The 12,532-nt window shown below is 37.4% G+C and carries 13 protein-coding genes; 10 read left to right on the top strand and 3 right to left on the bottom strand.

Annotated elements, in window-relative coordinates; all coding sequences use genetic code 11:
* Window position 1: 1 nt before the first annotated feature.
* On the top strand, window positions 2-2,728 hold the full coding sequence (locus MM239_RS02555) for an OmpA family protein (RefSeq protein ID WP_241346334.1): 2,727 nt from the start codon (window positions 2-4) through the stop codon (window positions 2,726-2,728).
* A 133-nt stretch (window positions 2,729-2,861) separates the two neighbouring features.
* On the opposite strand, the gene MM239_RS02550 is transcribed toward MM239_RS02555, so the two are convergent.
* Window positions 2,862-3,776 carry a glutaminase gene (locus MM239_RS02550; RefSeq protein ID WP_241346333.1) on the bottom strand — a complete coding sequence of 305 codons (915 nt, stop codon included), beginning with the start codon at window positions 3,774-3,776 and terminating at the stop codon, window positions 2,862-2,864.
* 40 nt (window positions 3,777-3,816) lie between these two features.
* A complete protein-coding gene (locus MM239_RS02545) occupies window positions 3,817-4,467 on the bottom strand; it encodes a hypothetical protein (protein ID WP_241346331.1) in 651 nt (216 codons plus the stop codon).
* A gap of 222 nt (window positions 4,468-4,689) precedes the next feature.
* Here MM239_RS02545 and MM239_RS02540 point away from each other — a divergent pair, with 222 nt between their 5' ends.
* The 8 genes from MM239_RS02540 to MM239_RS02505 all read left to right on the top strand — a co-directional run bounded on the left by MM239_RS02540 (window position 4,690) and on the right by MM239_RS02505 (window position 9,441).
* Window positions 4,690-5,034 (top strand): PadR family transcriptional regulator, encoded by a 345-nt coding sequence (locus MM239_RS02540; RefSeq protein WP_241346329.1) that lies wholly within the window; start codon window positions 4,690-4,692, stop codon window positions 5,032-5,034.
* 116 nt (window positions 5,035-5,150) lie between these two features.
* Window positions 5,151-5,834 (top strand): hypothetical protein, encoded by a 684-nt coding sequence (locus MM239_RS02535; RefSeq protein ID WP_241346328.1) that lies wholly within the window; start codon window positions 5,151-5,153, stop codon window positions 5,832-5,834.
* Window positions 5,831-6,499 carry a hypothetical protein gene (locus MM239_RS02530; protein WP_241346327.1) on the top strand — a complete coding sequence of 223 codons (669 nt, stop codon included), beginning with the start codon at window positions 5,831-5,833 and terminating at the stop codon, window positions 6,497-6,499. The genes MM239_RS02535 and MM239_RS02530 overlap by 4 nt, the downstream gene beginning before the upstream one ends.
* Window positions 6,496-7,206, top strand: coding sequence for a hypothetical protein (locus MM239_RS02525; RefSeq protein WP_241346326.1), 711 nt, complete (start codon window positions 6,496-6,498; stop codon window positions 7,204-7,206). Before MM239_RS02530 ends, MM239_RS02525 begins: the two co-directional genes overlap by 4 nt.
* Before the next feature lie 12 nt (window positions 7,207-7,218).
* Window positions 7,219-7,893: a hypothetical protein gene (locus MM239_RS02520; RefSeq protein ID WP_241346325.1), complete on the top strand. Its 675-nt coding sequence runs from the start codon at window positions 7,219-7,221 to the stop codon at window positions 7,891-7,893.
* Window positions 7,890-8,576: a hypothetical protein gene (locus MM239_RS02515; RefSeq protein ID WP_241346324.1), complete on the top strand. Its 687-nt coding sequence runs from the start codon at window positions 7,890-7,892 to the stop codon at window positions 8,574-8,576. Before MM239_RS02520 ends, MM239_RS02515 begins: the two co-directional genes overlap by 4 nt.
* Complete coding sequence (locus MM239_RS02510; RefSeq protein WP_241346323.1) at window positions 8,563-8,829, top strand: hypothetical protein; 267 nt, start codon at window positions 8,563-8,565, stop codon at window positions 8,827-8,829. Before MM239_RS02515 ends, MM239_RS02510 begins: the two co-directional genes overlap by 14 nt.
* A gap of 414 nt (window positions 8,830-9,243) precedes the next feature.
* Window positions 9,244-9,441, top strand: coding sequence for a hypothetical protein (locus MM239_RS02505; protein WP_241346322.1), 198 nt, complete (start codon window positions 9,244-9,246; stop codon window positions 9,439-9,441).
* A 122-nt stretch (window positions 9,442-9,563) separates the two neighbouring features.
* Here the strand turns inward: MM239_RS02505 and MM239_RS02500 are convergent, their stop codons facing one another.
* Window positions 9,564-10,121 (bottom strand): helix-turn-helix domain-containing protein, encoded by a 558-nt coding sequence (locus MM239_RS02500; RefSeq protein ID WP_241346321.1) that lies wholly within the window; start codon window positions 10,119-10,121, stop codon window positions 9,564-9,566.
* Between the two features lie 363 nt (window positions 10,122-10,484).
* Between MM239_RS02500 and MM239_RS02495 the strand changes: the two genes are divergently transcribed.
* Window positions 10,485-12,491, top strand: a complete 2,007-nt coding sequence (locus tag MM239_RS02495; protein ID WP_241346320.1) for an alpha-ketoacid dehydrogenase subunit alpha/beta — start codon at window positions 10,485-10,487, stop codon at window positions 12,489-12,491.
* Window positions 12,492-12,532 lie beyond the last annotated feature (41 nt).

Here is a 12,532-nt window from a genome sequence, read left to right as displayed (position 1 = left end):
CATGAAAAAGCTGATGATCACATTTTGCCTCAGCTTGTTCACCCTTTCCACCATGTATGCTCAGCAAAAAGCATATGATTGGAGGATAGGAGTAAGTGGAGGCTATAGCAACTATTACGGGGACCTTACACCTCATAGAATTCGTGGAATCTCTAATCTGGATGCCATACAGCATTTGTTTTATTTTAATGACAATTACTTTGACCAATATTCTTGGAAAGTTTCGCTGGAAAGACAATTAAGCCCTACCATAGGTTTGCAGTTTAGTTATGGGCAGTATCAATTTGCTATGTCAGATCGGTACATCATGCGCAACGGTCAGCTTATGACTGATGCTAGGAATTTTGATAGAGCGCTCAACTTCCAAACTGATGCTCGAGATATGGGTATAGCTTTCGTGTTCAAAACAGACAATGATCGACTACTTCCAGCAAAATCATGGATAGCTCCTTATGCTTCTTTAGGCTTTGGATTGATAGACTATACTGTCAAAGGAGACCTACTTGATAGCAATGGAAATCCATACAATTACTTTGACCCTACGGTTTCTCCAAATGGAATTTATGAAACTGAATTATCTCCCCTAAGAACAGAGCTTGGAAACGGTTATGATTTAGGAGTATTCTATGCAAATTTAGGCTTAGGTATCAGGTTTAGACTTGGCCACAGGATGGAACTCTTCGCTCAGACAGATTTCATACATTCTTTCACTGGGTATCTTGATGATGTAAGCGGTACTTATAGGGAAACTTATGACAACTCCTTCCAAGAGTATGCCGCCTATCCAGGCACTAATATCATAGATCTTAACACCAGAAATAGAGGAGAAAATGATGGACAAAATGATTGGATTATCTATCATGGAATTGGGTTGAAATATAACTTTGGTGCTAGAAAGGAATCTTTCAGAGGCCCTAAATTAAGTACACCTTACCCTGACTACAGCGAACCAGTGGGGCCAAAGCCATTGAGAATCGAAGAGCCTAAGAAGTTAAATGACGAAAAACCACAACTTGAACCAACCCAAGCACAACCAATCGGTGGAAATACTTATAATTATTTCAATAATATCCAGATAGCTGATCAAGAAAGGGTGGATAGTCTTCAGTTCCTATCTCAAACACTCCAATGGAATCAGCTTATAGAAGGGAAAAGAAGGCAAATCCTAGAAGGTAAAGTTAAGGAGAAATCGCTTGCTGATATTCAACAAAACATCAGTACGCAAGAGTTAGCGCTAAAAGCTGACACTTTGCTTAGAGTATCATCTAAAGACTCATTACTAAGAGTTACTGAACGAAAAAGGTTTGATATAAGATACTCCTTGGATAGCATTCAAAGAAGGGAGGCAGAACTTCTTATTCATATAGACAGTCTCTCTAACCTGAAAAAAAATCATCAAATCAAGCGCAGTAGCAAACCTTACTTAGACCCTACCATATTTGGTATGCAAGGAGGCTATATTCCAACGGACAGTTCATTTATTGTTTCTAAGACTAAATATACCGCTGACTCTACGAGCTCATTATCAGTCAATAAAAGGATATCCTCAACAGACAGTCTTTTACGGAATAGCCCCAAAAACACAACGGTGAGTTCATTGCAAAATGGAGGAAATGAAAGCACAAATAACACTGCGACCAATTCAGAATTGCAGCGTGTTCAACAAAATGAATTGGCTCAACAACCGCCAACCTCAAGTACATTGGGAAGTCAAGTGCAGGAAGACCCTAGAGTTGCACAACAAGAACAGAGGATTCGTCAATTGGAGAATCAATCTAGAGCACTTCAAAGACAAAGAGATAGTTTAAACGCACTGCCAAGAGAGGTGATTTATTTGGGAGGAAACAATGCTACACCAGCCCAAACAAATCAAACCAACAGACAAACCCCTATCAACCAATCTTTCAGAGATGCGAACAGGCCACAGGAGACAGTGATATATCAACAACAGCCAGCAGCTGCTACAAACAATGACGTTACAGTTAGGGAGGAAAGACAAAGGCGTGGACTGTGGCAGTCCATCGCCGCTTTTTTTGGAGGTGCTGCGGCATCTCGAGCTCTAGACTCCAGGTCTTCAAACACCAACAATAATAACTACCCAATGGTGAGCAGGGATGTAGTGAGTGGGCCTGTACAAGAGTATAGAAATGCTCAAGCCAACTTGGCTACAGAACAAGATGAACAATTTGAAAGATCAAAAAAGGTAGCTCAGAGTTTAGGGTTTTTAATGCTTAGAATTAGTCCAGACATGTTAGACCCTAGCAAGAGAAACATCGCTCAAAAAGATGGAGAAGAGGAGCAGGTTGTAAAGGAAGAACTAACTAAAAGCGTTCTACTTCCTCAGGCTGACACTGTATTCATAGAAAGAGACCCCGAGGTTGAAATCAAGCTATTAAGATTCAAAGAAACAATCTATTTTCAGGTGAATCAAAGAACCCCGAATGTAGAAGAAGCGAGAAAACTAGCTGATTTAGCTGATTTCATCAAAGATAATGAAGGGCATAACCTTATCCTAACAGGATTTGCTGACAATACAGGAAATGTTGCTTACAATTTAAAACTGGCTGAGGACAGAACCAATGCTGTGGCTACAATTCTAACCGAGCAGTTTGGAATACCTGCTTCAAAAATCACTACTGAATCAGGGGGTCAAGTGATACGAGGGTCACAGAGAAGTAGCAATGATCAGGACAGAAGAGTTGAGGTTCGAGTAGAAAAAAATAATTGATCCATAATCTTTCAGACTTTTTAAACTGGTAAATGTCTGAATTATTTCAGTTTTTTCGAGTCACAACTAATATATCATTTTTTCATACGCTAATTGGTAAAGGCTTTGGGAAATTATTTCCAAAGCCTTTTTTTTAAAACAAAGAAAAAGATAATTTGTCAGTCAGTAACTCTAAGGCTCTGATTGCTTTTACAGAATTCCCCTTTTCATTGAGTTCGGGACTCCATACTGCAATGCTAAACTTATGAGGCATCACCGCAGCTACTCCACCTCCTACTCCACTTTTTCCTGGAAGCCCCACCCTGAATGCGAATTCGCCAGCCTCATCATAAAAACCACAAGTAAGCATCAAAGCATTGATCCTTCTGGCATGACTTTCTGAAACAATTTCTCTATTGGCAAAAATAGAATAGCCATCATTGGCCAAGAAAGAAAATGAACGTGCCAAATCCAAGCAACTCATTTCCATTGCACAGTGGGAAAAATAAACGTCTAAGACCTGGTCTACTTCATTTTCAAAATTCTGATAAGCCTTAAGAAAATATGCTAATGCTGTATTTCTTTCTGCATGGTTTTTCTCTGATTCCTTTACAGAGGAATTGATCCTTACACATGATTTGCCCGAAAGCTCATTGATATAAGCAGAGATTTGTTCTATTGGATTTTCAAACTTGCTGCATAAAGCATCCGTGATGACCAAGGCTCCAGCATTGATAAATGGATTTCTGGGTACGCCTTTCTCAAACTCTAATTGGGCAATCGAATTGAAAGGGTTACCACTAGGCTCGACATTCACCCTTGACCATAACTTACTTTTGAAAACATGGAATACCATTACAAGTGTATGTACTTTGCTGATACTTTGGATGGAAAATGGCACTTCATAGTCACCCACACCAAAAACATTTCCTTCCAAATCAACTAAACCAATTCCAAATTGATCTGGATTGACGTTGGCCAACTCAGGAATATAATCGGCTACTTTTCCACGCTTATTTTCTGATTGTACTTCTTGGTATACTTCTTCAATAATTTTCTGATAATCCATACGGAAAGACAGGCAAAAATCAGGCCTGTATTACAGTATTCTATCTTTTGAACCAACTCTTTGAACTAAACCCATACCCTACAAATAACCCTGTGTAGGAATTATTGCTTGTCAACGGAAGCCCACCAGCTGCCTCTCTACCATACGGAGTAGTATTATCAAAGCCTTGCTGATGCCTAAGGCCAATATTTAAATAGTTACTTTTTCTTGTATAAAACTTGACTCCAGTTTCCACTCTTGCCATAAAAACTGCTTCTCTTTGCTCCTGAAAAGCAAAACCTGGTAATACCTCATTATACTTATGCTGTGAAATCCCAACAGAGGGCTGTACATAAAAAGCTCTCTTCCCCTTATTAAAATTATACCTTGCACCTATGGCATAGTTACCATAGTTTCTGTAAATGGTATTTTCGTTTAAGCTGGTGGTTTCAACATGTACTCCAGACCTCATCCATTCTCCCTGTAAACTCAGTTGCCATTTTTCACTGATCTTAGGTAGAAGGTTTGCTCCGGCATGCAGACCTAGTTTACTAGAAAGTTCAGTATCTGGCAGATTAGAGAATTGTCCCATTTCAAAATAGTTTACATTCAACCCACCATAAAGCTCTAAGTCTACCAAACCTTGTGCTTCTACTCTATTGAAAAATAAAAAACCGATTAATACAATAATTGCTGTAAAACATGTTTTCATTTTATTTCAGGTTTGATTTATACAAAAATAGATTAAATCTTTAACAACACAACTAACACAATGGTTAATCAATGTTAAATGGAGCTACTTATCCTATTGATTCAAAACTATAATCTCTCGCTTCTCACCTCTAACCTTTCGCTTATACCAAAAATTAACACCTAATTTTCTTATGTATATAATTATTTTATATATTTGACTTACTGATGCATCAAAAACACCATGTCAAACAATAATTTAATCAAAGGAAGCCTGCAAACTATTATTCTCAAACTTTTAGAAGAGAATGAAAAAATGTACGGCTATGAAATCACACAGAGAGTCAAGGAACTTACAGAAGGGGAAATCAAAATCACAGAAGGAGCCCTTTATCCTGCCCTCCACAAATTAGAAGCAGAAGGGATGCTGACTACAGAGATTCAACATGTGGATAATCGAGTGAGGAAGTATTATAGCCTGACCAAAGATGGACAAAAGGAAGTCAGCACCAAAATGTCCGAGCTTCAAAGCTTTGTAGGCAATTTACAGCGAATCCTAGATCCAGAATGGAAGCCAGGCTTGGCGTGAGACAAACCTTTGAGGCTTTAAAAACCTCGAAGGTTTAAAACCAAAAAACAGATTAATACCATCACAAATCTCAAAACTTCGAGGTCTAAAAAAGACCTTAAAGGTTAATCGGAAATATGCGTCAACTAACAGAAATAGAACTCCAAGAAATCAGAAGATCTATCATGAGGAAAGAAATTTCTTCAGCAGAGATTCTTATGGAGATCTATGATCATTATTTCAGCCATTTGCAGAAGTTTTCAGAAGCGGAGTTCCATGATCAACTTGTTGAATTAGACCAAAAATTCACTTATGGGTATTGCCATGCCTTGCAATTTAGGTTCAATAAAAAAGCCAAGGAAGATATTCACCAAACTCAATGGATGGTGGTTAGAAAGTATTTCTGTACTTCCAGATGGCTGTACTTAGCGGGGATTTTGGTTTTGGTTTTTTATGTAGCGACACAAGCTAAAACTGAAAAAGAACTAGGAATCCTTTTGTTATCTCCCATGATGCTTTTGCTTCTAGCAAATATGGCCTTTGGCTATCAAAATATCAAAAAGCTCAGACCGATCAAGAAAACATTTAAAGGTATTGGCATTCCAATCAATTCTTCTTTGGCGCTACCAATCACTGAGCGGATGTATTTCCCTATTTTGATGGCGCAAATTTTTGTCTATGTTCCAAAATTAATCTTCTCCCAAATTGACTTACCACCCTTTTTGCCTGCAGTATCGGCCGCTATCACGGTCTTGCTCACACTTTATGCAGTCTCATTATTAGAAGTCTTGAAAATCAAATCAAAAACGGCATTGATATGAGAAAACTAACTGATGTAGAATTGGAAATCATCAAAGAAAGGCTTGAAAGCCTGAGTCTTTCATATATAGAAATCTACAATGAGCTTTTTGACCATTATGTAACGGCATTAGAACAAGTAGATTCAAAAGAATTTGTTGAAAAAAAAGAAATATTGGATGACGAGTTTGCTTGGTCGGTGGTTCATCATATGGAAAAAGAACTTCTAAAAAATGTTAGCCAGGAACTTCAAAGTTCACAATTAGAAGCCTTGAAGTTTTGGAAAATGGACTTTTGGAGAGTTTTCGGGATTTTCACTTACACAGTTTTATTAATTTTTATTTATAAAACGATAAGTCTTGATGTAATGATGGCTTTTGCTTTTTTGCCAGGGTTCGGGGTTATAACAGCCTTGCTTTATCACTCAGGTAATAATTTTTGGTTTTCTTTCAATCCAAGATATTTCAGACCTAGAAATGTAATCTTACAGGCAGCTGTAGGAAGATACTTGTTTGTTTTAAATTCGAGTAATTTCTTTTTTTTCATCACATCAATTATACTGATTAACAACAATTTAGAAAATTCAGCAATGATTCTGATGCTATTCTACAGTACATTTTTGAATCTCTATGCGCTATCTCTTTATCACTCCATCAATTTGAAAACCTTCAAACTGATCAAGCCATGAAGTTAAATAAAGACCAAATTGAGCAATTGCATTACCACATCAATGCCAAACATATCGAGTATGTTGAAATTCGAGACGAGGTATTGGATCACTATCAGACTGCATTGGAATTAGAGGATGCAAAGTCAATGGAAGATGTCTTGAGATCTCTTGATCAAACTTTCACAATTGGCTATTGTAGAAAAGCAGGAAGAGACTATTTGAGTAACTTAAAAAAAGAATATACCATAAGATTCAGGCAAGAACTAATAGCTCTATTTACAACTAGAAAAATTTGGATCACGCTGTTAATTTTGGGAATAGTGATTTCTTTTCCTAGTTGGATTCCAAAAAGCGGTGCATTAGTACATCTACTCAATTTGATTGTAATCTCTACCATGAGCATTGAAAATTGGATGATCGGGAGAAATTACGCTAACAAAAAACATAAACATCATTACAGAAGTAAGGATGACAAACCCATTTTTGCCCATACCAAGGCCGACACACCAAAGGGTTATGCCATACTTCATGTAATTATAATGGCATTAGTAATGATCCCGCTATTCTTCACTTATGGGATATATACTGATGAGACAATGAGTCAGTCTATTATTTTCGAACCACCATACCTCTATGCCACTATAATAGGCGTTTGGCTTCTCCTCCTATTGACAATAGTAAGGTATAGCGTTAAGACCAGGCTCTCCAAACCTCGATTCAGATAACTCTTTTAAGCCATGAGAAAACTAACTGACATAGAAATCCAAATCATCAAAGACCGGCTAGATCGCTGTTTGATTGCTTATGTAGAAATATATGATGAGCTCTTGGATCATTATATCACAGCTTTAGAGCAAACACCAAAAGAAAGTTTTATAATAAAAAAAGAAGCTTTGGATGATGAATTTTCATGGTCTATCATCAAGCAAATGGAAAAAGACCTGCAAAAGGTTGCTTGGCGAGAATTGATGAATACCGTTAAAACCTGCTACAAAATCTGGAACTTGGGCTGGAAGAAAATTGGTGTTTTGATGCTTACTACACTTATTCTAATTCCAATTTTTTACGTTGCAGGAGCAGCGTTTTATTACGTTGCAGCAATGATGTTTTTTGTAATATTATCAGGATACTCTATCTATTACAATAGAAAAAAATATGGATTCACGCTATCCCTTTCTCCGGGCAAACATCAACCTAAACACATTATGGCAGCGATGTTCTTCGGTTCTCAAGGATTAGTTTTTGGGATGATTAACTTATTTGCCCAATTACTCCCTAAGTTTCTACAAAACACTCCTTATGAAAATTTCACTCCAATTCTCTTTCTCTTTTTGGGAACACTTCTCCTAGCATTTTCTTGGGTAGTATTTACTTCCATCAATTTAAAAACCTTCAAGCTGGTCAAATCATGAATACATTAGATATAAATTATTTAGAGGAAAAACTGGCAGAAAGACCTTTCAAGTGGGAAGAATTATATTATGAAATTCTTGACCACGTACTTTGCAAGTATGAAGCCTCTGGAATCGATAATGTTGAGAAATTTTGGGAGCAGGAAAAATTAAATTGGAGTTGGTGGAAGATATTCAAGTTGAGAATAAAATTCCATAACTTGATGATTTTGAAGTTTCTAAAATGTTACTTTAGATCTTTGTTTTCTTTACAAAAACAAAACCTCAAAGTCAACCTTGTGTTTCTTGGATTTGCTATCATTTTTGGGTTTAACTTTTACCAAGATGAAGGTTTAATGAAAGGATTGATTATGGTTCTTTGGTTTGTATTTCCTGTAACCTTTCAAACTTGGGTCCATTACAATGGTGACACTTTCGGAGAAAAGTCAAAGATTTTTAAAAACAAAAGGTATGGAAGTGCTAAACGTGATGCTTTATGGTCTGTTGTGACTGCTAATTTCTTCAGCTGGCAGATTATTCTTACCGAAGGTAGAGAATATTTAGATTTAGATGGATTCTTTAGTTTGGCATATCACAACCCAGCCATTACAATTCCCATTATCTTTCTCATGTTGGTGTCAATGAGAGCAATTTACCAAGTATTTAAAACACAACTAAAACCTTTCCTCCATGAAGCTCGATAAGGACCAAATTGATCAACTCAAAAAACTGATCTCGTACAAGGGCTATCCAGAAGTCGATGTGCAATATGAGATTTTGGACCATGTCGCTTGTAAAGTAGAAGAGCTGATAGCCTCAAATCCAAAGCTAAGTATCGGTGATGCATTCCAAAAAGCCCATGCCACTTTTGGGATTTTTGGCTTTTCAGCATTGGAGGAGTCTTATAAAAAAATGATCGAAAAAAGAGACTTTGAATATACTATTGGACAGAGTTAAAAGCACTTTTGTCAAGTTATAGAGTACTCTATCCATTAGGTTTACTATATATCTTTTCCCAATCCTCCAAATTACTGAAAGATCCTCAATCTTGGATTCTGATGATGATAGGTTTTCTTTTTTTATCGTTTTTTTGGATATGGATCAAATATCGGCATACGTATAAAAAATTCAGGAAATATGCTTCTTTCTTAGCATCAAACAACCTGTATGGAATAATTAATTTTGGTGTCATAATTTGTATGCAAGGCTATACTTTTGTCTACAGGCAACAAGGAATACACGAGGGCCTTTTTGCTAAGTTATTTATGGGAATGATTTTAACTTCAATAGCTTTTCTATTTGTCAGTATTTTCATCTTACCTCGTATTTTGGACAGAAGCATTGCTGACACCGAGGCTTTGATCCAGTTATATGGAGAGTGATGATTTACTGATACCACATATCAAGCATGCCAAGGACCTGTCGTTCATGCCTACGGCATTCTACCCACAGTTTTATGCAAATCTCAACGGGTTGAAACGAGCAATAATTTCAGGCTTGGAAGATTTTTTTATTCCCGAAGAGTACAACAAATGGGATTCAATGGAAGATTTTTATTTACAAGATTGAACTTCAACTTCTAAACCACCAACTTTTTTATCCATAAAAGCCTCTTGAGTGATCAAGAGGCTTTTCTTTTAAAATTTTAATGGTTCCAATTTTCAAAAACCTTTTAATTCAAAATTCTCATCTTACTTCCAGCCAGATAAATTTTCCTTAACAAGTCTCTTATAGGCTGTGGGTGTCATTCCAGTTATTTTTTTGAATTGAGTGGAAAGATGCTGAACAGAGCTATAGCCTAACTGGTAAGATATTTCACTCAACGTCAACTCTTCATAAAACAGAAATTCTTTAACTTTATCAATTTTCAGCGCTATGAAAAACTTCTCGATAGTAACTCCTTCCATGCTACTAAAAAGATGGCTAAGCATACTATAATCTTCAAAGAGTTTTGACTTGATGTATCCAGACAGATTGAAGTCAGATGAAAGTTCCCCATCTGAAATTACTTCTCTAAGACTACTTTTGATCAACTCAATCCGTTTAACATCCTTATCCTTCAGTATCTCAAAACCTAATTGATTCAATCCATTTTCAAATTGAATCTTCTTTTGATTTGAAAGTGATTCTTCAAGTATAACTTTCCCCATAAGAACCTTGTTGTAAGCAATAGATTCAGCTTGTAGCAAGTCCTCCACCGCCATAATACAACGCGGGCAAACCATATTCTTGATCAATAGTGTGTCCATATCAGTAAAGTTAGAAAGAATTACACTTGAAATGAAAAACACCTTCAACTAAGTAAATCTGGAAACTATTGAAATGTCACAAGGAGTTAAAATAATCACTGACCTTTGAAGACAAAGTTCAGGAGGTAGAAAATAAATTGATCTATAGGAACACATAAAATTCGGCCTTTTGGATCACAGTCAATTGGGCTTCAAAGACACAGACTAAGGTTTGTCTTTTCTTGATATGGGAAGATCATTGGTCTTTGGAGACAACTCCCAAATTAGAAGGAGTTGGAAAAGTAAAATAAGACATGAAATAGAAATTTCCATGTAATATTTCAAAAAGAAAATTCTATTTTGGTGTATCAAAATAAACCCATAATGAATAGAGCTATTTCAGCCGACACCCCAGTTGTTTTTGACCGAAAGGACTACAGCGATCACACGTTAATCTCATTGTATAAATCTCTGCTTTTGCCCAGAAGGATAGAGGAAAAAATGCTCATCTTACTTAGACAAGGTAAGGTATCAAAGTGGTTTAGCGGATGGGGTCAGGAGGCAATTTCTATAGGAGCTGTGAATGCCTTAGAAAAAGACGAATATATTCTCCCTATGCATAGAAACTTGGGAATCTTTACAGGCAGAGAGATCCCTCTTGAGAGATTATTTACACAGTTTCAAGGAAAAAAATCTGGGTTTACTAAAGGCAGGGATCGGTCGTTCCACTTTGGAAGCAAGGAGCATTTTATCGTTGGAATGATTTCACACCTTGGTCCTCAGCTAGCCATAGCAGATGGCATTGGATTAGCCCATAAATTATCCAAAGAAAACAAAGTTACCTTGGTCTTTACAGGAGATGGGGCGAGTTCGGAAGGAGATTTTCATGAAGGTCTGAACGTAGCTGCAGTTTGGAAGCTACCAGTGATTTTTATAGTAGAACACAACGGCTACGGACTGAGTACGCCTAGTGAAGAACAGTTTGCATTTCAGTATTTCACTGAAAAAGGTCCAGGATATGGCATGGAAACCATAAGGATTGATGGCAACAATGTACTGGAAGTCTACGATTGTATCAAAACCTTGGCCGAGGATATTCGTCAAAACCCCAGACCCGTACTCGTAGAGGCTATCACTTTTCGAATGCGAGGACATGAAGAAGCCTCTGGTACAAAATATGTCCCAAAAGAATTAATGAAAACATGGGCGCTCAAAGACCCTGTAGATAACTATGAGAAGTACTTACTTAGCTTGGGTATCCTAAATGAAAAAATAAAAGTAAGTATTTCAAACGAACTAAAAGCCTCCATAAATAAGGCATTGGACATTGCCTTTGCGGAAGAAAAAATAACTCCAAACACTGCTGATGAGCTACAGGATGTCTATTCACCATTTACACAAGCACTGATTCAACCTCGCTCTGATAAATTATCCGAACGACGATTTATCGACGCCATTTCTGGCAGCTTAGACCAATCAATGGAGAAGTTTCCAAAGTTGATCCTCATGGGGCAGGACATTGGTGAGTATGGTGGAGCCTTTAAAATTACAGCCGGTTTCAAAGTAAAATACGGGGCTGAAAGGGTCAGAAACACGCCTTTGTGTGAAAGTGCGATTATAGGTGCTGGCCTTGGTCTATCGATCAAGGGTTACAAAGCAATGATAGAAATGCAATTTGCGGATTTCGTCTCAGTTGGATTCAATCAAATTGTGAACAATCTTGCTAAAATTCACTATCGCTGGGGACAGCATGCCGATGTGGTAATTCGTATGCCAACAGGTGCTGGAGTAGCTGCTGGCCCATTTCACTCCCAATCCAATGAAGCTTGGTTTTTTCACACTCCAGGACTCAAAATCGTCTATCCATCGAGCCCCTATGATGCCAAAGGTCTTCTAAACGCAGCCATAGAAGAACCCAACCCTTTTCTTTTCTTTGAACATAAAGCACTTTATAGATCCCTCAGCGAGCATATACCTGACGATTATTACACCGTAGCTGTAGGGAAAGCTAGTTTGATTCAAGAAGGTGATACGCTATCCATCATAACCTACGGTATGGGAGTCCATTGGGCGAAGTCTGCTTTAGAAGAACTGCATATAGACGCTGATATTTTAGATTTGAGAACACTGCTTCCCTGGGACAAAGATGCAGTGAGAGATACGGTGAAGAAAACTGGAAAAGTGATTTTCTTGCAAGAAGATTGCTTGACAGGAGGAATAGGTGGAGAAATATGTGCATGGATATCAGAACACTGCTTTGAGTATCTAGACGCACCAGTGATGCGCGAAGGAAGTCTAGATTCACCCATTCCTTTTGCACCAAGCTTAGAACAAAACTTCCTTCCGATTCAGCGATTCAGGCAAAAGCTCATCAAGCTAAAAGACTATTAACGCAATTTAACCTGACTTTTAACCACTCAACAAAAACCCCA

The sequence above is a fragment of the Belliella filtrata genome (assembly GCF_022549775.1).
In the GTDB taxonomy this organism is placed as follows: domain Bacteria; phylum Bacteroidota; class Bacteroidia; order Cytophagales; family Cyclobacteriaceae; genus Belliella; species Belliella filtrata.
Note: the sequence above shows the minus strand (reverse complement) of the source record. Positions and strands in the feature narration are given on the sequence as shown.

Excerpts from the sequence above, each read along its gene's own strand:
- MM239_RS02530 (WP_241346327.1), top strand. The coding sequence starts at position 5,831 with ATGAGAAAACTAACTGATGTAGAATTGGAAATCATCAAAGAAAGGCTT.
- MM239_RS02505 (WP_241346322.1), top strand. The coding sequence starts at position 9,244 with ATGGAGAGTGATGATTTACTGATACCACATATCAAGCATGCCAAGGAC.
- MM239_RS02535 (WP_241346328.1), top strand. The coding sequence starts at position 5,151 with ATGCGTCAACTAACAGAAATAGAACTCCAAGAAATCAGAAGATCTATC.
- MM239_RS02520 (WP_241346325.1), top strand. The coding sequence starts at position 7,219 with ATGAGAAAACTAACTGACATAGAAATCCAAATCATCAAAGACCGGCTA.
- MM239_RS02540 (WP_241346329.1), top strand. The coding sequence starts at position 4,690 with ATGTCAAACAATAATTTAATCAAAGGAAGCCTGCAAACTATTATTCTC.
- MM239_RS02495 (WP_241346320.1), top strand. The coding sequence starts at position 10,485 with ATGAATAGAGCTATTTCAGCCGACACCCCAGTTGTTTTTGACCGAAAG.
- MM239_RS02525 (WP_241346326.1), top strand. The coding sequence starts at position 6,496 with ATGAAGTTAAATAAAGACCAAATTGAGCAATTGCATTACCACATCAAT.
- MM239_RS02515 (WP_241346324.1), top strand. The coding sequence starts at position 7,890 with ATGAATACATTAGATATAAATTATTTAGAGGAAAAACTGGCAGAAAGA.
- MM239_RS02555 (WP_241346334.1), top strand. The coding sequence starts at position 2 with ATGAAAAAGCTGATGATCACATTTTGCCTCAGCTTGTTCACCCTTTCC.
- MM239_RS02500 (WP_241346321.1), bottom strand. The coding sequence starts at position 10,121 with ATGGACACACTATTGATCAAGAATATGGTTTGCCCGCGTTGTATTATG.
- MM239_RS02510 (WP_241346323.1), top strand. The coding sequence starts at position 8,563 with ATGAAGCTCGATAAGGACCAAATTGATCAACTCAAAAAACTGATCTCG.
- MM239_RS02550 (WP_241346333.1), bottom strand. The coding sequence starts at position 3,776 with ATGGATTATCAGAAAATTATTGAAGAAGTATACCAAGAAGTACAATCA.
- MM239_RS02545 (WP_241346331.1), bottom strand. The coding sequence starts at position 4,467 with ATGAAAACATGTTTTACAGCAATTATTGTATTAATCGGTTTTTTATTT.